The organism is Variovorax sp. YR266, assembly GCF_900107295.1.
In the GTDB taxonomy this organism is placed as follows: Bacteria; Pseudomonadota; Gammaproteobacteria; order Burkholderiales; family Burkholderiaceae_C; genus Variovorax.
In genome coordinates this window covers 88,138-107,200 of record NZ_FNPM01000015.1, presented here as the reverse complement: position 1 = coordinate 107,200, position 19,063 = coordinate 88,138, and the positions used below count along the sequence as shown (strand labels likewise).

11 protein-coding genes and 2 pseudogenes are annotated in these 19,063 nt (G+C 63.2%); 4 read left to right on the top strand and 9 right to left on the bottom strand.

Annotation, left to right across the window (positions count from 1 at the left end; translation table 11 throughout):
- Positions 1 to 29: 29 nt before the first annotated feature.
- Positions 30 to 1,100 carry an SMP-30/gluconolactonase/LRE family protein gene (locus BLW48_RS29460; RefSeq protein WP_256330992.1) on the top strand — a complete coding sequence of 357 codons (1,071 nt, stop codon included), beginning with the start codon at positions 30 to 32 and terminating at the stop codon, positions 1,098 to 1,100.
- Between the two features lie 83 nt (positions 1,101 to 1,183).
- Here the strand turns inward: BLW48_RS29460 and BLW48_RS29455 are convergent, their stop codons facing one another.
- Genes BLW48_RS29455 through BLW48_RS29445 form a run of 3 tightly spaced genes read right to left on the bottom strand, consistent with a single transcriptional unit; the run spans position 1,184 to position 6,961 of the window.
- Positions 1,184 to 2,605, bottom strand: coding sequence for an efflux transporter outer membrane subunit (locus BLW48_RS29455; RefSeq protein WP_093179091.1), 1,422 nt, complete (start codon positions 2,603 to 2,605; stop codon positions 1,184 to 1,186).
- Positions 2,602 to 3,759 (bottom strand): efflux RND transporter periplasmic adaptor subunit, encoded by a 1,158-nt coding sequence (locus BLW48_RS29450; protein ID WP_093179089.1) that lies wholly within the window; start codon positions 3,757 to 3,759, stop codon positions 2,602 to 2,604. The genes BLW48_RS29455 and BLW48_RS29450 overlap by 4 nt, the downstream gene beginning before the upstream one ends.
- A complete protein-coding gene (locus BLW48_RS29445) occupies positions 3,749 to 6,961 on the bottom strand; it encodes an efflux RND transporter permease subunit (protein ID WP_093179167.1) in 3,213 nt (1,070 codons plus the stop codon). The genes BLW48_RS29450 and BLW48_RS29445 overlap by 11 nt, the downstream gene beginning before the upstream one ends.
- A 521-nt stretch (positions 6,962 to 7,482) precedes the next feature.
- Between BLW48_RS29445 and BLW48_RS29440 the strand changes: the two are divergent.
- A pseudogene (locus BLW48_RS29440) lies at positions 7,483 to 7,995 on the top strand (SDR family oxidoreductase); the annotation flags it as partial.
- A gap of 15 nt (positions 7,996 to 8,010) precedes the next feature.
- Here the strand turns inward: BLW48_RS29440 and BLW48_RS35950 are convergent.
- Positions 8,011 to 8,331 (bottom strand): annotated as a pseudogene (locus BLW48_RS35950) (tannase/feruloyl esterase family alpha/beta hydrolase); the annotation flags it as partial.
- A gap of 322 nt (positions 8,332 to 8,653) precedes the next feature.
- Between BLW48_RS35950 and BLW48_RS29430 the strand changes: the two are divergent.
- A complete protein-coding gene (locus BLW48_RS29430) occupies positions 8,654 to 9,070 on the top strand; it encodes a cyclic nucleotide-binding domain-containing protein (RefSeq protein ID WP_093179088.1) in 417 nt (138 codons plus the stop codon).
- Positions 9,071 to 9,147: 77 nt separating this feature from the next.
- Here the strand turns inward: BLW48_RS29430 and BLW48_RS29425 are convergent, their stop codons facing one another.
- From BLW48_RS29425 to BLW48_RS29405, 5 genes are all read right to left on the bottom strand, one after another.
- Entirely contained in the window at positions 9,148 to 10,710 is a 1,563-nt protein-coding gene (locus tag BLW48_RS29425) for a cation:proton antiporter (protein WP_093179165.1), read from the bottom strand.
- Between the two features lie 107 nt (positions 10,711 to 10,817).
- Positions 10,818 to 12,257: an MFS transporter gene (locus BLW48_RS29420; RefSeq protein WP_093179086.1), complete on the bottom strand. Its 1,440-nt coding sequence runs from the start codon at positions 12,255 to 12,257 to the stop codon at positions 10,818 to 10,820.
- Positions 12,247 to 12,855 (bottom strand): NAD(P)H-binding protein, encoded by a 609-nt coding sequence (locus tag BLW48_RS29415; RefSeq protein WP_093179085.1) that lies wholly within the window; start codon positions 12,853 to 12,855, stop codon positions 12,247 to 12,249. Before BLW48_RS29415 ends, BLW48_RS29420 begins: the two co-directional genes overlap by 11 nt.
- 39 nt (positions 12,856 to 12,894) lie before the next feature.
- On the bottom strand, positions 12,895 to 13,887 hold the full coding sequence (locus BLW48_RS29410; RefSeq protein ID WP_093179083.1) for an aldo/keto reductase: 993 nt from the start codon (positions 13,885 to 13,887) through the stop codon (positions 12,895 to 12,897).
- Positions 13,888 to 14,039: 152 nt separating this feature from the next.
- Positions 14,040 to 15,008: an AraC family transcriptional regulator gene (locus BLW48_RS29405; protein WP_093179164.1), complete on the bottom strand. Its 969-nt coding sequence runs from the start codon at positions 15,006 to 15,008 to the stop codon at positions 14,040 to 14,042.
- A gap of 785 nt (positions 15,009 to 15,793) precedes the next feature.
- Between BLW48_RS29405 and BLW48_RS29395 the strand changes: the two genes are divergently transcribed.
- Positions 15,794 to 18,775 (top strand): autotransporter family protein, encoded by a 2,982-nt coding sequence (locus tag BLW48_RS29395; RefSeq protein WP_093179081.1) that lies wholly within the window; start codon positions 15,794 to 15,796, stop codon positions 18,773 to 18,775.
- The last annotated feature ends 288 nt before the right edge of the window (positions 18,776 to 19,063 follow it).

Sequence of the window (19,063 nt, the reverse complement as noted above, 5' to 3'; positions counted from 1 at the left end):
ACAACAAACACAAACAAGAGACAAGACAGATGACACATGTTTCGACGCAGTCGCACCGCCCTGCACGCCAACGCCTGCCAGGTGTTCTTGCACTGGGAGCCTGCGCTGCACTCCTGACGGCCTGCGCTGGCCATCCGATGGGCGCCGCCAGCACCGGCCACACACTGGACTACACCAGCGAAACGCGCGGGCTTGCGCCGATTCCCCCATCCGAGCGCCATCTGCCGACAGCAATGGCCGAGCCATACTTCAAGGTGTCCGACAAGCCGTTCGCGATGGAAGCGCCCTCCTTCGACCGCGCTGGCAATCTCTTCTTCGTCGACGTGTACGAAGGCCGTGTACTGCGGCTGACGCCGGACCTGAAGCTCACGACCATCTTCACCGACAAGACGCTGCACCCGGCCGGCATCGCCATCCACCAGGACGGGCGGATCTTCGTAGGCGGACTGGGCAACTTTGCGGCGGGCCGGATCATCGCGCTCGCCCCGGACGGCAGCAACCCGCAGACCATCGTGCCGGACGGCGCCGGCTACCTGCCGGACGACCTGGTCTTCGACCAGAAGGGCGGCATCTACTTCACCGACTTCAAGGGCTCTTCGACCCGTCCGAGTGGCGGCGTGCACTATGTCTCGCCCGACGGCAGAACGATCACGCCGCTACTGCCCAACATGGCCATGGCCAATGGCGTGGCGCTGAGCCCCGACGGCAAGGTGCTGTGGGCCACCGAGTTCAGCGCCGGGCGACTTCACCGCGTGGACCTGGACGCACAAGGCGGCATCGCACGCTTCGGCTCGACCATCCCCTACCAGTTCGTCGGCCGCGCGCCCGACTCGATGCGCACCGATGCCGACGGCAACGTCTACGTGTCCATCTACCACCAGGCGCGGCTGCTTGTCTTCAATCCCAATGGCGTGCCGATCGGCCAGATCCTGCTGCCTGGGCGCGAGAACAATCACTTCCTGAAGGTCACGAGCATGGCCTTCCTGCCCGGTACGCGCGACATGGTCATCGTCGCGCGCGACGAACTCGGCGATCGCGGCTCCATGATTTTCAAGGCGCAGGGATTCGCCAAGGGCACACTGCTATTTTCGCACCGCTAGGAACCATCACGAGTCGCGCGCGCAGCACAGGGGCGATGGCGCTGAAAGCCGGCGCGGCCTTTGCAATGTGGTTCGATATCGGATCAGAGCGTCTCGGACCAGCCCCCGCCCAGGGCGCGCGCCAGTTGTGCAGTAGCGCGGCGCTGCCTGGTCTCGATATCGAGCGCTGAGCGGCGTGCCTGCAGATGCGCGGTCTGCGCGGTGACAACCTCGAGATAGCTCGCCGCCCCTTCCTTGTAGCGGTGAGTCGCCAGCTCCACTGCGCGCCGGGAGGCCGCCACGGCTCGCTCCTCGGCGGCCGCGGCCTCGCTGTACTCGGCCAGCAATGCGAGCTGGTCTTCGACCTGCTGGAAAGCGCCGAGCACCACCGCACGATAGCGTTGCCCCGCCTCGTCAAGTACAGCCTCGGCCCTTGCTTGCTCTGCCTTGCGACGCCCACCATCGAACACGGTCGCGGCCAGGTCGGGACCGATGGCCCAGAAAATGTTGGGCGCCTCGACAAAACGACTCAAGGTGCCGCTCTGGAAGCCACCAGCCAAGCCGAGGGTCAGCGACGGGAAGAAGGCCGCGCGGGTCACGCCAACACTGGCATTCGCCGCGGTCACGCGACGCCGCGCCGCCGCGATGTCGGCACGACGCTGCAACAGCATGGAAGGTAGCCCGATGGGCATCGCCGGCAGGGGCGTCGTGGCGAGCGAGGGCGCCAGCACAAAGGTCGATGCATTCGCGCCGACGAGCGCCGCCACCGCGTGCTCCAGCACCGCGCGTTGCGCCTGCAACTGATGCGCCTGTGAGCGGGTGCTGTCCAGCAGTGCCTGCGAGCGCGCCAGATCCAGGCCCGAAGCGATGCCGTCGCGGTGGCGATTGCCGATCAGCTCGGCAGCGCGCGCGTAGTTGGCACTGCTCTCTCGCAGCAACGCTGCCTCGCGGTCCAGGCCGCGCAGCGCAAAAAAGGTATCGGCCAGTTGGGTTTGCAGCACCAGTCGCGCGGCGGCAAGGTCGGCCGCCGCAGCCTGCTCCTGCGCGACGCCGGCCTCCACCTGTTGGCGCACTCGACCCCAAAGGTCCAGGTCGTATTGGAGATCCAGGCCGAGCATCGCACTGTTGTAGTGATCCGGCGAGTTCGCACCAGGCACGCGCAGGGGCCGGCGCTCAGACTGGCGGTTGCGCTCCACGTCCAGCCCAACGCCCAGCGATGGCGATTGGGCCGCGCGCAAGACATTCGTGGCTGCACGCGCTTGCTGGTAGCGCGCCAGCGCGCTGGCCAGATCGGGGCTGTTGTCGATCAACTGCTGTTGCAGCCCGTCAAGCTCCGGGTCCCGGAAAGCGGTCCACCAAGTCTCGATCAGCGGCTGGTTGCCGATGTCGGCCGCAGCCAACCCAGGGCCAGGGCCGCGTGCCTCTTTGAACGCCGGCGCAACGCTCGCTTCGGGCGGCGACATGGGCGCGACCTGCGCGCAACCGGCGCACAGCAGCGAAGCAACGGCAAGCAGGCCGAACTTCATCGCACGGCCTCAGCCTGGGTGCTCACGATGCGCACCCTGTCGCCATTCGCCAACCCGTCCGGCGGGCTCTCGACGAGACGATCACCGCGCTCAATGCCGTCTGCCAACTCAATGACGCTGCCCAGGTCACGGACCACATTCACTGTCTTGAGGCGCACAAGGCCCTCGCCGTCCACGGTTGCGACACGAACGCCATCCTTGCCGAACATCAACGCACTCGGCGGCAGGCCCATGCCGCCAGCGCCCGCCGGCACATCGAAGCGGACAGTGGCAAAACCGCCCGGCAGCAGCTCTCCCGCGGAATTGTCGACTGACAGTTGCACCAGCATCGCGCCCGATCCCGCCTGGATCGCGCGCGCCGTGGACTCCACAGTGGCACTGAACAAGCGCGTAGGCCTCTCGGGGACTGCCAGTTGCGCCCGGCTGCCTTGGCGAATGGCCGCCACCTGGCGCTGCGGCACATTCACGTACACACGCAGGCGCCGAACATCCGACACCACGAAGAGCTCGTTGCCAGCGGCCCCCCCTGCACCAATCAACGCCCCGACATCCGTGTTGCGCGCCGTCACGACGCCATCGAACGGTGCGACGACGCGGGCGTACTTCTTCAACGCTTGCACGCGCTCGACATTGGCCTGCAATGCGTTGACCACCGATTGCTTGGCGCTCAGATCCGCGGCCTTCTCGTCCGCTTCCTGACGCGAGACCGAGTCCGAGGCCAGCAGCGATTGCCAGCGTCGGGCGGTACTCTCAGCCAACCCCGCATTGCTGCGCGCAGTAGCCAGCTCTGCCCGGGCCTGCACGAGCTGCTCGTCGAGTTCGGGCGTATCGATCTCGGCCAGCAGCTGACCGCTCTTGACGAAACCACCGATGTCGGCTGTCCAGCGCCGCAGGTACCCGCTGACGCGGGCATGGATTGGCGCCTGTGACCAGGCTTCCAGTCGGCCGGGCAGCTCGAGCATGTTGCCGTCTAGGACCGAAGGCGAAATCAGCTTGACCGTGGGCACGGCGCGCGCCACGACATCGTCACGCAGTTGCTCGGCCTGCGAGCGCCGGCTCAGCAAGCCGCCCGCGAGCACGGCCACGGCGATCGCCACGACAGTTGCGGCCACGGCGTACCGCCGCCAGGGAGAGGAGTCTTTTTCAGTACGCATGGGAAGAATCTGCAAGGCTGGAAGAAACGGGTGGCTGGGCTGCGCGGCGGGCGTCGCGCGCGTGCGCCATGCTGAAAACCACGGGCACGAAGACCAGCGTGGCGATGGTCGCGGTGATCAGTCCGCCGATCACCGCGCGGCCCAGGGGCGCGTTCTGCTCGCCGCCTTCGCCCATACCCAGGGCCATGGGCAGCATGCCGATGACCATGGCCAGCGCTGTCATGATCACAGGACGGAAGCGAGCCACGCCAGCTTCCAGGGCGGCCACAGTCGCATCACCCAGTTCGGTCAGCCGCTCGCGGGCAAAGCTGACCACCAGCACGCTGTTGGCCGTAGCCACTCCCATGCACATGATGGCGCCCGTCAGGGCCGGCACGGAAAGCGTCGTGCCCGTGGCGAACAGCATCCAGACGATGCCTGCCAGCGCAGCGGGCAGCGCCGACACGATCACCGCCGGGTCGCGCCAGGACTGGAAGTTCACGACGATCAGGAAGTAGATCAGTGCGATTGCCCCAAGCAGGCCGTAAAACAGGCTTGTGAAAGCGCTGTCCATCGTGCGAACCTGCCCGAGCAGGTGGATGGTGGAGCCCTTGGGCAGGTCGGTGACGGCATCCGCCAAGACGCGTCGGATGTCGGCAGCCACGGCACCAAGATCACGGTCTTGCGTGGCGGCGTGGATCTGCACCATGGGCTGCACGTCGTATTGACTGACCATCACGCTGCCCGCACTGCGCTCCAGACGCGCGATGCTGCCGAGCGTCGCGGTGCTCGTGGTGGCACCGTTGCCAATAGGAAGATTTTCCAGTGCCGCGAGCGAATCGAGCTCTTGCTGCGGGGTCTGCATCACGATGGGGTAACTCACGCCGTTGGCTGGATTCAACCAATAAGTGGGTGCGACCTGGCTGCTGCCGGCCAGATTGACCACAAGGCTGCTGGTCACGTCCCGCGTCGTCAAGCCGAGTTGCTGCGCCTGCGTGCGATCGATGTCCACATTGAAGACCGGTGCCTTGTTCGACTGCTGGATGCGCGCGTCGACCACACCGGGCACGCCGCGGATGCGCTTGAGCAGTTGCTGGGCATAGGTGAAATTCGCATCGATGTCTCGCCCGCGGATCTGCAGATCGATAGGCGCCGGTGCGCCGAAGTTCAGGATCTGGCTCACGATGTCGGCCGGCGGAAACCAGAAACCGGTATCTGGAAACTCGCGCGGCAGCGTCTCGCGCAGACGACGCATGTAGTCGGCCGTCGGCCGGTGACCCTTGCGCAACGCGATCTGGAAGTCGCCGTCGTGCGAACCCGAGACACCCGTGTTGTTGTAGGTCAGGTTGATGTTGCTTGGCGGCAGTCCGATGTTGTCGACCAGTGTCTCGATCTCCTCGGCCGGAATGACCCGGCGTATCGCCTGCTCGATGCCCGCGAACCGGGCTGCCGTCTCCTCGATCCGCGTGCCGACAGGCACCCGTGCATGCATGAGGATCTGGCCAGAATCGACGGCGGGGAAGAAGTTGCTTCCGACAAAGGGCAGCAAAGCGAAGGACAGCACTACCGCCGCGCCAAAGCCAAGCAGGAAGACCTTGCGACGGTCGAGTGCGCGTTGCAGCACGTTGCGGTAGCCCGTGCGCACGCGTTCGAAACGTACCTCGAAGCTGCGCTGGAAGTGCACCAATGGATTTCGTGATGGCAGCGACGAAGACTCATCCTCGTCGCCCTTCCCACTCGCATGGCGGCGCAGCAGGTACTTTGCCATCGTCGGCACCAGTGTGCGTGAAAGGATGAACGAACAGGCCATCGCGAACATCACGGCCGAAGCCATCGGCACGAACAAGAAGCGCGAAATGCCGTCAAGGAAGAACATTGGCACCAGCACGATGCAAATGCAGAGGAGCGACACGAAGGCGGGGCCGACGATCTGCTGCGCACCGTCGAGGATCGCGGTCTCGACATCCTTGCCCTGCTCCAGATGCGAATTGATGTTTTCGATGGTCACTGTGGCATCGTCCACCAGGATACCGATCGCCAGCGCCAGACCGCCGAGCGTCATGAGATTGAGGGTCTGCCCCGTGAGCGCCAGCGCGATGATGGCACCCAGAATCGACAACGGGATCGACACTGCGATGACCACCGTCGGACGCCAACTGCCAAGGAACAACAGGATCATCAGGCTGGTCAGAACCGCGGCAATAGCGCCTTCGAGCGCCACGCCCGTGATGGCGGCGCGCACGAACACCGACTGGTCATTGATGGGCAGCACCTTCAGCGTCTCGGGCAACGAAGCCTGCATCTCGGCCAGCTTCTGCCGCACGCCATCGACGATAGCCAGCGTAGAGGCCGATCCGTTCTTCAGCACCGTCATCAGCACAGAGCGGCCACCGTCCACATGGACGATGTTGGTCTGGGGTGCATTGCCGTCGCGCACGTTCGCCACATCGCCCAGGTAGATCGTGCTGCCACCCACCACTTTGACGGGCAAGCGACCGATCGCATCGATAGCCGACGGGGCGCTGTTGAGCTGAAGCGTGTACTCCATGCTGCCCAGCTTCTGCGTGCCGATGGGGGTCAGCACATTCTGCGCGGCGAGCGCAGCGGCCACGTCCTGTGCGGACAGGCCGCGCGCCTGCAGTGCCGCGGGGTCGAGGTCGATCTGCACCTGGCGCTGCTTGCCACCGTACGGCAACGGGCTGGCGGCACCCGGCACCGTGACGATCGGCGTACGCACCGTGTTCATGCCGAGATCGAACAGGGCCTGTTCCGACAAGCCTTGCCCCGACAACGCGAGTTGAAGGATCGGCACCGTCGCAGCGTTGTAGTTCAGGATGACCGGCGGCGTCATGCCGGCCGGCATCTGACGCAGTGCCACCTGCGAAGCCGCCGTTACCTGCGCATTGGCGGTTGCGATGTCGACGCCGGGCTGGAAGAAGATCTTGACGACGCTGACCCCGGGATAAGTACCCGCCTCAAGATGTTCGACATCGTTGACCGCCGTGGTCAGGATGCGCTGGAACACCGTGGAGACGCGGCCCGCCATCTGGTCGGGCGGCAGCCCCGTGTATTGCCAGGCAACGGCGATCACCGGTATGCGGATCTCCGGAAAAATGTCGGTGGCCGTGCGCCGCGCGACCAGCGGACCGACGATCAGCAGCAGCAGCGCCATCACCGCGAAGGTATATGGCCGCCGTAGTGCGACACGGACGACGCTCATCAGCATGACAGAACTCCGACGGAACAGGGCATCAGAAAGAGCGATCGAATGGGCATGTCTTGAGCGCGTTTCCAGGCGGAAGCGCGTGTCAGGATCGGCGAAGCGCCGGATTGGGAAGATGTGCCGAAGCACTGCGACCGCGGGACTCTAGGTCGAAGAGGCGAATGAAACTAGGCCCCTTCGTCTTGTTTGATTAACAAGCCTCATTTGCCACTCACCCCCGAGGCATTTGCCGCGCGCTCCATCCATGCAAATAAGGACCCTGAAAAACAGACCGACTTGACTGGGACGTCCTCTGGACGAAGATTCGCAATCACCGTTTTTTTGGCGAAAGCCTTCGTGCTCTATTCACATCTTGCGATAAACCTTAAATTCTGTACTCGTGACACGTCAATAAACCGCGCCGAGATCCAACGATGCCCGAGGGCTGAAGGCGTTGATACATGGAGGCGCTGGCGCTCTCGTCGGGCGCGTGATGCATCTGGTCGGCAAACGTTCAGATGAAGGAATGAAGCACGACAAGCGTGACCGATGTAATTGGCGCCGGATCGATCGGTCAGGCCATCGCGCGGCGAGTGAGTGCACGAAAACACGTTCTGCTGACGATCAGCGGCAGCCGAACGCCGACGCAAAGGTCCTGAGTGAAGCCGGGTTCGAGGTCGCGACCGCGACGGTGGACGTGTCCTCGCGTGAGTCGGTCCATGCCCTCGTGAAAGCCGCCGCGACGATAGGCGAAGTTTCCAGCGTCATTCATGCTGCGGGTGTGTCGCCCAGCCAGGCATCGCCTGCAATCATCCTCTTTGTGGATCTGTACGGAACCGCGCTCGTGCCGGAGGAATTCGGTAACGCTATTGCGCGTGGCGGTTCCGGCATCGTTATCGCCTCGATTGTCCGGGCACCGCTTGCCGGCGCTGACGCCCGAAAAGGACAAGGCGCTCGCCACCACACCAGCCGATGATCTGCTCGCCCTGCCGATGCTTCGGCCTGATCAGGTAACCGAATCCCTCAACGCCTACCAAATCTCCAGGCGCGGCAGTCGGGTCGTTCAGTGCCCACGAGGCATCGAGAACGAAGGCCTGATGTCCGGAGTCGCTCGCGACAACGGCATAGCCGCCCTTGATGGCAAGCAGACTCGACAGGTCTCCCGTGACCAACGGGACGACCGATCCGTTGCAGCCTCCGCCGCCGACGTATTGCGGCTTGTTGTTCCAAGCATCCGGGAGGCTTAACTCGAAATTGAGCTTGGAATCAATGCGTGCACTGACCTTGCAATAGACAGGAACCTCGCTGCTGGCCGGCACCACCGACGCACTCACTACGGTGGCTCCGCCGACAGTCTTGCCCCGAAGGGTTTCGCAAGCTTGTTGTGCCATCACTGACGGTGCGGGCGCCGGCGGCGCAGCGCCAGCCGGCTGTGCAACGGACACTGGAATGAACCCGCCACCGCCGTTGCTGCCACCACCGCATCCGGTGAGTGAAAGCAGGACCATCGTGAAGCCGGTTGCTCGGTACACAAACGTCTTTTTATTGCGCATGCACTTGCCCCCTGTTTGACTGCGACTCTCTCCGCCGCGTATTCTTCGCCGGCTTCGCTTGGCAGTTTTTACGCAACGAGACAATGTGAGGCGGCACAAACCCGAGCGCTGTTTGAAGCGAGTCCCTATTTTTTCAGCCCATTGAATGCCAACTTGAGGCATGAGAAAAGCAGATAAGACGCTGAGGGCATTGCTCGACGAGATGCCGGGAACGCGAATGCTTGCGGAGTCGGTTCGCGAGCGAATTGCTTGCGATGCGTGCGACTCGATTCATCAGAGGAACGACTTCTTCGTAGTTCGTGCTGGGGACCCCGTTCATTCTTGGATTGGCGTGGCCGACGGACTGCTCAAGATCACCAATGCGTTCCGCAGCGGCAAGGTTGTCATGTTCACGGGGGTGCCGACCGGAGGCTGGCTTGGCGAGGGGTCAGTCATCAAGACTGAACTTCGCGCTGTCACCATGCGTCCCACACGCGTGGTTCACATTCCGAGAGCCGCGTTCCGATGGCTGCTCGATACCAGCACCTGGTGGGTCTTCGGAACTACCAAGAAAGAGAAGGTTAGGCTGGCAGCATGACAGCCGACGTCCGCGAACCGGCGTTTCCACGTGTCGAGATGTCGCAGCGCATCGGCCATTTGAGCTTTGAAGCAGACCTATACCGGTCCGCTGCCACCGGCGGAGAGTTCAGCCAAGTCGAGTTCTTGCACCAACGTCCTGAACGCCTGGTCCCCGATGATCTCTTGATTGAGCAGTTCGATGGCTTTCCGGCGTGCGGCCGCAATGGCATGTCGCCTCAGCGGGCCGCCTGGAACTTCGCCTAGCGGCACCGAATCATCTCCGTTGAGTTCGACGGCCGCTTGATACTCTTTCTTCAGCAACAGCGCGTGCAAAGAATCGTCATCCTTGATCGACTCAAGAAGCGCCTGATAGATCACTGTGCGACCGCTTCGAATCTCTGCGGAGACCGGGTCTTCGTCGTCTTTCAGTTTCAACAGGCGGATGAGGGGCTTCATCGTCAGCCCCTGGAGCACAAGTGTTCCGAAAACGACGGCAAACGCGCATAGGAGGATGAGGTCACGGTATGGAAATGGAGACCCATTGGGCAGCGTCTCTGGGACCGCGAATGCAGCTGCGAGGGTGACGATGCCGCGCATACCGGCCCAGGAGACAACGAGACCACCGCCCAATGATCTCTTCGGCCGTTGCGAATGCTCGAGCTTCCTACCTTGATACATCACCAGCGCGCTGTAGCCCATCACCCACAGGAAGCGGGTCGCGATGACGACTCCAAGCACCACGGTGGCAACAAAGACAGCATCGACGCGAGCCGCTCCATCGCTCAGGCGCTCCCAGATGGGGCGCAACTGCATGCCGATCAGAACGAACGCCAGAGCGTTCAAGACGAATACGACGGTCTCCCAGACTGCGAATATCGGCACGCGCATACGGGCAGGTATGCTGGGACCACCGCCACGGGCCATGGTCATCGCAAAGGCCACCATCGTCAGAATGCCCGACAGACCGACCTTCTCGGCCAGTATCCAGACGCCGAAAGTGCAGGAGAACTGAAGAATGAGTGACGTGGGAACATGCTTTGGTGCGCTCATCACCGGCTTCAGCACAAAGGCCAGCCCGATTCCAGCGGCAATGCTGCCGAAAACGGTGAGAAGAAATACAGGCAGATAGTCGTTGAAACCCAGAGGCCCTACGATCATCGTCATCAACGCCAGGCGGTAGACGAACAGGGCGCTGGCGTCATTCAAAAGACTCTCACCCTCAAGGATACTTAGCACCCTGTGAGGCAATCCGACCTGCCGCATGACGGCTGTCGCCGCTGCCGCATCCGGCGGCGCTACGATCGCGCCGAGCGCCACCGCGACCGCCCAAGGCATGTCGGGTACGAGCCAACGGCACACAATGGCAACACCGATCACCGTGGTGCCCACGGCCGCAATGACGAGGCTGGTAACGGGGCGCCAGTTCGCGCGAAGGTCTCGAAGCGACGTGTCGTAAGCCGCGTCGAGCAGCACTGGCGCGACGAATAGGGCCAGGGCCAGTTGCGGATCAAGCGTCCACCTGGGGCCGGCGGGCAAGAACGCGAGGCACACACCGCCAACGGCCAGCAGCGTGGGATACGGTACCCCGATCCTTCGGGCCAATTCGGCAAAGGCCGCAGCCGCAAGCAGCAGCAGGATGATCCACTCAAAAATTTCCATGATCTCCCTCGCCAAAGGAATGCAAGGTGCACAGCGCGAGCCACACAGCCTCCTCGCGATCGCCTTTGATGTTCAAAGTTGTCGTCTCGAGGCCCTCCCCTTCCCCTTCATTTGAGCCGAGCAGCCGAGCCTTTGCCCGCCTCAACAAGGGCCGATCTTCGAACCACGAACACAAGCACAAGAAGCAGCGCGATTGCCAGCAGAACAGCGCCGGCAGAGATCGCCATGCCTATTCGGTGAGCAAGCTCGACATTCGTCGCAGCATCAGGGGGAACGCTCACCGTCGCAAACACCACGACCAGCACCGCAAGACCCAACGCGCCTCCGAGTTGGTGCGCCACCCCAACGAGCCCCGAGGCAGAGCCGGCGTCTTCGGGCGCAACTCCGGTAACCCCTGAAATGGTCAGTAGGGCCATTGAAGCGCCCATCCCGGCGCCGACCAGCATCATAGGCAATGCCACCCCGAGAAGAAACGGTGAGCCGGCGTGTATCTGACCGAGCCAGACCATGCCTGTGAGCGAAATCGTCATGACGACAGCCAGCACCGCGTTGTTGCCGAAGCGCCTGGCCAGCCGTGGCGCCGCCAACGCGCCCAAGAAGTTGACAAGCATTGATGGGAAGAAGGCGATGCCGGCCCAGATGGCGCGCATGCCTAGGACCCCTTGCAGGTACTGCGTGACATAGAAGAAGAAGCCCATCGCTGCACCGATAAACAATACTCGAGCAGCATTGGCGCCGGAGCGCTCCCGACTTGCCAACAGGCGCAGCGGCAGGATGGGTTGTGCGGCGCGACTCTCGATCTTGAGAAACAGTGCAAGCAGCACAACACCGGTGCACAGTGGCAGGGCCGTTCCCCGATGTAGCCAGCTTTCCTCAGCGGCATGAATCAAGCCATAGACCACCGCGACGACGCCCAGCGTCGAGAGCACCGCGCCCGCCACATCGAAGCGGCCGGCTCGCCGGGGCGTTTCGACGATGTAGCGCATCGTTCCCCAGATGAGCAGCATTCCGATAGGAACGTTGATGAAAAAGCCGGCTCGCCAGGAGATCAGATCGGCCACGACACCTCCGACGACCAGACCGACGCTTGCGGTAATCCCTCCGACCGCGCCATACCACCCCAGCACGCGGTTGCGCTCAGGTCCCTCGGAGAAACTCGTCGAGAGCAAGGCGAGCGTCGAGGGCGCGAGAATCGCTGCGCCGACTCCCTGGACAGCGCGCGCACCGATCAACCAGGCCGGCGTACCCGCAAGTCCGATGGCCAACGATGCGACCGTGAAAATGGCAAGCCCAGCAACCAATACATAGCGGCGGCCCAACAGATCGCCAGCGCGCGCGCCCAGCAGCATGAGCCCGCCGAAGGCCAACGCGTAGGCGTTTTGCACCCACGACAGCCCTGTCGCCGAGAACCCCAGTCCGTCCCGGATAGACGGCAGGCCGGTGATGACGATCGAGTTGTCTATCACGATCATCGAATAGCTGGCCAGGACGATCGCTACCAGGATGCCTCGATGAGAGGAGGCTTCTCGATCCTGCTCAGCGCACATGAGTCCCGTCCCTGTGAACACCCAGGCTCTGGCGAATTTCCAAGCTGGGAGTAATGGCCAGCAGCGCCACCAGGTCGGCGACGCTTTTGCGAGATACTGATTCACCAGCGGCCTGAAAGGGCTCACCCTTTTGAGTGGTTCCGTATGCGATCTCGTCGCGATCGCTCAACCAGGCAGGACGCAGGACCGTGTAGTCCAAGTCGGAGGCTTCGATGACGGCCGCTGCTTTGCGATAGGGATCGAGAATACTGCCGTACCGCTCACCAGGCACCTCGTCGTAGATTCCCATCGAGCTGATGAAGATAAGACGCTTGATGCGGGCCTTGACCATGGTCTTCACGATCGCCCTGGCGAGTTGCTCCAACGGGCCGGCAAGATTGGCGTAAACGACATCGTGGCCTGGCATCACGACCTCGAGACCTTTAAGGTCGAGCACATCGCCTCCGACGACCTGTACGCGCGGGTTGCCTGAAAACTGTTGCAGTCGTCTGATCTGCCGAGCGAAGAGCGTGAGCTGGACATCAGTTCGCGCAAGGAAGAGGTCGGTCGCCACGCGGGCAATCTGCCCGTTGGCGCCCAGGATCAGAACCCTAGTCATTGGCTGGCACCTTTCAGCTGTGTGCGCTGTCGTCGTTGATCAGCGATCGATGAAGCTCATGTGCGCCTCGGACAGGCGCGGTTGCTTCACAGGTGCCTTGACCAACGCGTCGTCGAGTTCGCGCACGTCTTCAGCTGTCAATCGGAGCGCCGCGGCTGCCAGGTTCTCTTCAAGGCGCGCGATGCTGCGCGTACCTGGGATGGGAACAATCCATGGCTTCTTCGCTAGAAGCCATGCCAACGCAATCTGCGCCAGGGTGGCGTGTTTGCGGTCGGCCACCTTGGTCACCAGCGCCAGGAAAGTGCGATTGGATGCAAGCCCATCCGGTGTGAAGCGCGGGAAAGTGCTTCGCAGATCGGCCGGATCGAATTGGGTGTCGTCTGCCAGTTTTCCGGTCAGATAGCCTTGACCCAGAGGGCTCCAGGGCACGAAGCCGATGCCCAACTCCTCAACGGCCTGCAGCACACCATTGGTCTCGGGATCGCGGCTCCACAATGAATATTCGGTCTGCAGCACACTGACCGGCTGCACCGCGTGCGCGCGGCGCAGCGTTGCCGGCCCTGCCTCGGACAAGCCGAAGTGCCTGACCTTGCCATCGGCCACGAGGTCCTTCACCGCACCGGCGACATCCTCGATCGGCACGCTCGGATCGACGCGATGCTGGTAGAAAAGATCGATGACATCGGTACGCAAGCGCTTGAGTGAGTTTTCAGCAACCTTGCGGATCTGTTCCGGCCGACTGTTCAATCCGACAATCTCGTTGTTCTGGATGTCGAAGCCGAACTTGGTCGCCAAGACAATGTCCTTGCGAAACGGTGCGATCGCCTCACCGACAAGGTCCTCGTTGGTGTAGGGCCCATAGGCTTCGGCTGTATCGAAAAGGGTGACACCCCGATCGTGCGCCGCGCGGATAACGGCAACCTGGTCGGCTCGGCTCAAGGACGTCGGGCCGTAGCCGAAGCTCATGCCCATGCAGCCGTAGCCGAGCGCCGAGACCTCCAAGCCGTTCTTGCCAAGTTTGCGTTTTTCCATGATCAATGCTCCATTGCAAAAAGTCCGCCTTGCGTGCACGCCTCGGCGTAAGGACGAGCCTTTCCTCTGGTGGCCGAGAGGGCATTAGGGGTTCGACTCGGTGTAAAGACGGCGCCTGCAGTACACGGACAGCAGACGTTCAGGCGTTTTCGCTAGCCGCTCATGCCGCGTGCCTGCTGCTCGCGCAATCGCTTGATGTCACGCGCCGGGGGAGCTCCAAAAAAGCGGCTGTACTCCCTGGTGAACTGCGACTGGCTGTCGTATCCGACACGATGCCCTGCTGCCGCAGCATCGATGCTCTCACCGAGCATCATGCGGCGCGCCTCCTGCAGGCGCAGTTGCTTCTGGTATTGCAAAGGGCTCATCGCCGTGATGGCTTTGAAGTGGTGATGCAGGGCCGACACGCTCCAGTGCACCTGGCGCGCGAGCTCCTCCATGCGTAGCGTTTCCGTGTACCGCTTGCGCAGCAATTCGATGACCTGCGTGACACGCTGGCTGTGACTTTCGACCACAGCCAGTTGCGCCAAGCGCCAGCCGTCCGGAGACTTCAGCAACCGGTACACGATCTCGCGGATCACAAGGGGTGCCAGTGCAGGCACGTCTTCCGGGATCTCTAGAAGAGCCAGGAGGCGCAGCAGCGGCTCGAGCAGCGTCGTCGTGAGCTCCCCGGTGTAGATGCCGCGCTCGGCCCTACGCTCCGCTGGCCTGTCGGCGAAGCCGAATTCAAGCGCCAGCGCGGTGATCTCCTTCACGTCGAGATTCAGCCGCATCGCCAGGTGGGGGGACTCCGGCGAAGCATCGACGACCTGACCTGCAACCGGAAGGTTCTGCGCAAAAACGAGGTACTGGCTCGGGTCATACACGTAGACCTCATCGCCCAGCAAGACCCGTTTGCTGCCTTGAGCAATCACGCACAAGGCGGGCTCATACACCGTATGCACGGGATGCAGGATGCGCGACACTTTTCCGACAATCAGACGCGGGATCGCAGTCGTAAATGCCCCCTCGCCGTCGGCAAGTCGGTCGATGCACGCAGCGAGCTCTGCCCTCATCACGGTCACGCGCACCGCCTCAGCCGACAGGCTGTTGTTCTTCGAGGTGTGCGAGGTGGGCGTGAGCATCATTGTTAGCTTAGGTCCATCCAGGTGATCTGTCGCGATTTGACGATGACTTGTGCAGGATCGTGCAAAGATTGGAGGCGATTCCACAAGGAAGACATGTTGCGCGGCGGTCGGCAGTCGGATGGCCAGGTCCGTCCATCCGACTGCCAATCGCCTCAACCGTGGCCCGTCCGTCAGGGGCTCGGGGTGCGCCGCCGACGTCGCGATGCAAGCGCGGCACCTCGTGCGCCAGCCGTTCGAGCTGCACGGCCGCGCTGGATGGCCGTCGCGATGCCTTCCTGCTGAAAAACGGCTTGCTCCATCAACGCGAAGGTCCTCGGCGCACTTCACCAACCGATGGACAGAACATGCCTGTGATTCTCAGATCGAAATAGGTCGAAGGAGTCACGCAGACGCATGATTTTTCATGTGAATCGCAACACCTCCATCGAACACGCCTGCACCATCGAGACCCTGCTAGAGACTGGTCGCATGTTCGGTCACCTTTCGAAAAGGCAGCCACAGCCGTCGCGGCAGCTCAAGCGAGTCGAGTGCCCGATCGCGGGACTGCTCCTCAACGAGCGGTTCGAACGCACAGACCAAAAATCCCCAAATACGAGAACTATTGCGCTACTAAGTTAACAAAAGTTAACTAATACTTGCTGCTGAATGCTCGCAGCAACAGACGGTCGTCCCCGCAGGACTTTGGGGAAGCGTAGATTGGCCGAATCGCGCGCTCATGGCGAGTTAACAAACTCAGCCCATGCCGCAGACCAGTCGGCCAGGGGTTTCCGAAGGAACACTCGATGAAATCTCGCCACTCCGCACAGCGAACAGCAAAGCCACACGGCGATTCGACCCCCTGTGCGACGCGCAGTATCGGCCCGGTTGCAACCTACGGCCTCTATGGGCACAGCGTCCTCCTGGCCATCGCCGCCGGCCTCGCATCGGAGGCCGCCTTGGCGGCTTGCCCCGCCGCTGCAGGCGCGCGATTACAGGCCAACGCGGGGTCGACTTGCGCCGCTGCAGGCAGCTACACCGGCACCGGCGTGACCGGGGGCAGAGGGGCCCTGACTTCGTTGACGGGCGGCGTGATCAACGCCACCGCCGCCGTGACGATGCCCCTTTCTCTGACCGGCGTGGCGGGCGCGTACGCCTCCGATGCGGGCTCGCAGATCAATCTGCAAGGTGATGCCACGATCACCCGGACTGGCACGAGCACTGGAAACCGCGGGCTCCATGCATTGAATGGCGGCGCGATCACCGTCGACGGGCAGCTGTCGATCGATTTGCCCAACGGGTCGGGCAACCATGGCGTGTTGACGGAAGGCACTGGCACCCTCGTTACTCTGAATGGCCCCGTCGACATCACGATGCGCAGCGGCACCGCATTTGCCCCAGGGATCCGCGCCCTCACCGGTTCGGCCGTGATCGCCAATGGCGCTGTGACCATCCATACCGCGGGGGACAACAGATCAGATGCCGTTGCGGCGGCCGATTCGGCCACGGTCACATTGAATGGCGCGCTGGATCTCACGACCAGCGGCGTACAGGCTTCCGCGCTCAAAGTCACCACAGCGGGCCGCATCACCTACAACGGGCAGGCCACCTTCAACATCAGCAGCATCAACGGATCCGGGATCCGGGCGGTCACTGGCGGTGTTGCGACTGCGAATGCATCGTCGAACACGACGATCAACGTGACCGGGGTCAATGGACAAGGCATCTCATCGAGAGATCCCGGCTCTCAGGTGAGCCTGGCGGGCACGATGCTCATCAACGTGGGCGGCGCCACGCAAGCAAACTTCCCGAGCGGCAATCTGGAGTCCTACGCAGCCGGTCTGTTGGCTGACCTGGGTGGCGCGATCACGTCGACCGGTCCCCTTCGGATCAACGCCACCCACGCGACCGGCTACGGCGCGCTGCTGGCCGGCAGCAATTCCACCATCGCGGCCACGGGCGGCGGCACGGTCACATCCGCTGGCGTCGCCATTGGCTTTCTGGCCGGCGCAGATCAGAAAGCGAACTTCGATGGCTTTGCCATCCGCAATACCTCGGGCGATCTGGTCCAGGTCAACGCGGCCACCGGCAGTTCCTCGCTTGCGCTGACCAACAGCACGGCCTCCGCGGTCTCGGGCAGCAAGCTGCTGAATGTCTCGAACGGCAGCACGTTTGCGCTGACTGCCAATCGCAGTACGCTGAGCGGGGACATCGTGACGGACGCTGGCAGCGCCGTCAGCATGAGCTTGCTGAACAGCTCGAGCCTGACCGGCGCCATCGATCCGGTGACCCTGGCCATCGACGGCACCAGTCGGTGGACGATGACCGGCGATTCCGTGCTGAGTGGCCTGACGCTTGCCGGGCGCATCGACTTCCAGGCCCCCGGCACGGCCTTCGTCCCCAAGACCCTGACCGTCAACGGCAACTGGGTCGGCCAGGGCGGCACGGTGCGGCTCAATACGTCGCTCGGAGATTCCGGCTCGCAAACCGATCGGATCGTCATCAATGGCGGCACGGTCAGCGGCAGTACCAACCTGCAGATCAACAACGCTGGCGGACTGGGCGCACTGACGACGGGCAACGGCATCGAAGTGATCTCGGCGCTCAATGGCGCGACCACCACGGCCCAGACCACCAGGAACGCCTTCGCGCTAACTGGCGGCCACATCGACGCGGGCGCCTACGAGTACCGCTTGTATGCCGCCGACGCCAGCGGTGCCGGCGAGAACTGGTATCTGCGATCGACCACCACCGTGACGGCACCAACTGGCACGGGCGGATCAACGGGCAGTACAGGCACAAGCGCCGTACAGGTGCCCGCCTATCGCGCTGAAGTCCCGCTGCTGTCCGCTCTGCCCAGCCAACTGCGTCAGATGAATCTGATCATGATCGGCAACCTGCACCAGCGCATCGGCGACGATGACATCAGGGTGGACGGCGCAGCATCGGCCGGCTCCGATCGCCGCGCCTGGGCCCGCATGCTCTCCACCGACATCGACATCCGGCAGGGCGGGGCGGTATCGCCATCCAGCAAAGGCCACCTCACCGGCTTCCAGGCTGGCACTGACCTGCTGGCGATGCCGAACTGGCGCGCAGGCATCTACGTCGGCCAGCTCGACGGCGATGCCAGCGTGAGAGGCTTCGCCAGTGGCATCCAGAACCTGGCCGTGGGCCGCAATGACCTGCGCAGCCAGTACGTGGGCGTGTACGGCACCTACACCAGCGACAGCGGCTTCTACGCCGATGCGGTGGTGCAGTCGGGCCGCCATCGCTACACGGTCGAGCCCTTGGTGAGCCCGGGCGTGGGCGGCAAGGGCAACAGCCTGCTGGGCTCCATCGAAGTAGGGCAGGCCTTTGCGTTGGGCGGCAGCGGCTGGAGCGTAGAGCCGCAGCTGCAGCTAATCCACCAGCACATGGACCTGAACAACTCCGCCATCGCTGGCGCCATCGCTCAGCCGCAGGCCGACAGCGGCTGGATCGCCCGTGCGGGCGTGCGGGTCAAGGGCCAGATCGACACGGGCATCGGCACGCTTCAGCCGTACGGCCGCTTCAACGTCTACAGGACATCGAGCGGCGCGGACATCGCGCGCTTCGTGAACGGGGCGACGACGACCGATATCTCGGCGCCAACGGGCGGCACGAGCACCGAACTGGCGGGCGGATTCACGCTGGCCCTGGGCCAGACGACCAGCCTTTACGGCGAAGTCGGCAAGCTGTGGGCCTCGGGCGGCGACGCCAAGGTCAAGAGCTCGATCAACGGCTCGCTGGGCATTCGGGTTAAGTGGTGAGACTACGAGGCCGTCGTTTTGATAGCGCTCCCGAAATCCGTGAGCGTTATTCGGCCTCACCGCTCGACTTCAGGCAGCCCGCGGCGGCTTCATCCGCCTTGCCGATGAACCCAGACAATGCCCGGTCCTGTCTTTAACCTGCACAGCTTTGATCCAAAGTCAGATCTACCAGGATTGGTGGACACATACAGGGACAGCGATTGCAGGATTCGGTGCTTACGGCACACCATTCGCCAAGGAGTGAAATTGAAGGTCGAGCTCGGAATCGGCATCGCCGGGGTTCTCATC

Excerpts from the sequence above, each read along its gene's own strand:
- BLW48_RS29460 (WP_256330992.1), top strand. The coding sequence starts at position 30 with ATGACACATGTTTCGACGCAGTCGCACCGCCCTGCACGCCAACGCCTG.
- BLW48_RS29455 (WP_093179091.1), bottom strand. The coding sequence starts at position 2,605 with ATGAAGTTCGGCCTGCTTGCCGTTGCTTCGCTGCTGTGCGCCGGTTGC.
- BLW48_RS29450 (WP_093179089.1), bottom strand. The coding sequence starts at position 3,759 with ATGCGTACTGAAAAAGACTCCTCTCCCTGGCGGCGGTACGCCGTGGCC.
- BLW48_RS29430 (WP_093179088.1), top strand. The coding sequence starts at position 8,654 with ATGAGAAAAGCAGATAAGACGCTGAGGGCATTGCTCGACGAGATGCCG.
- BLW48_RS29425 (WP_093179165.1), bottom strand. The coding sequence starts at position 10,710 with ATGGAAATTTTTGAGTGGATCATCCTGCTGCTGCTTGCGGCTGCGGCC.
- BLW48_RS29420 (WP_093179086.1), bottom strand. The coding sequence starts at position 12,257 with ATGTGCGCTGAGCAGGATCGAGAAGCCTCCTCTCATCGAGGCATCCTG.
- BLW48_RS29415 (WP_093179085.1), bottom strand. The coding sequence starts at position 12,855 with ATGACTAGGGTTCTGATCCTGGGCGCCAACGGGCAGATTGCCCGCGTG.
- BLW48_RS29410 (WP_093179083.1), bottom strand. The coding sequence starts at position 13,887 with ATGGAAAAACGCAAACTTGGCAAGAACGGCTTGGAGGTCTCGGCGCTC.
- BLW48_RS29405 (WP_093179164.1), bottom strand. The coding sequence starts at position 15,008 with ATGCTCACGCCCACCTCGCACACCTCGAAGAACAACAGCCTGTCGGCT.
- BLW48_RS29395 (WP_093179081.1), top strand. The coding sequence starts at position 15,794 with ATGAAATCTCGCCACTCCGCACAGCGAACAGCAAAGCCACACGGCGAT.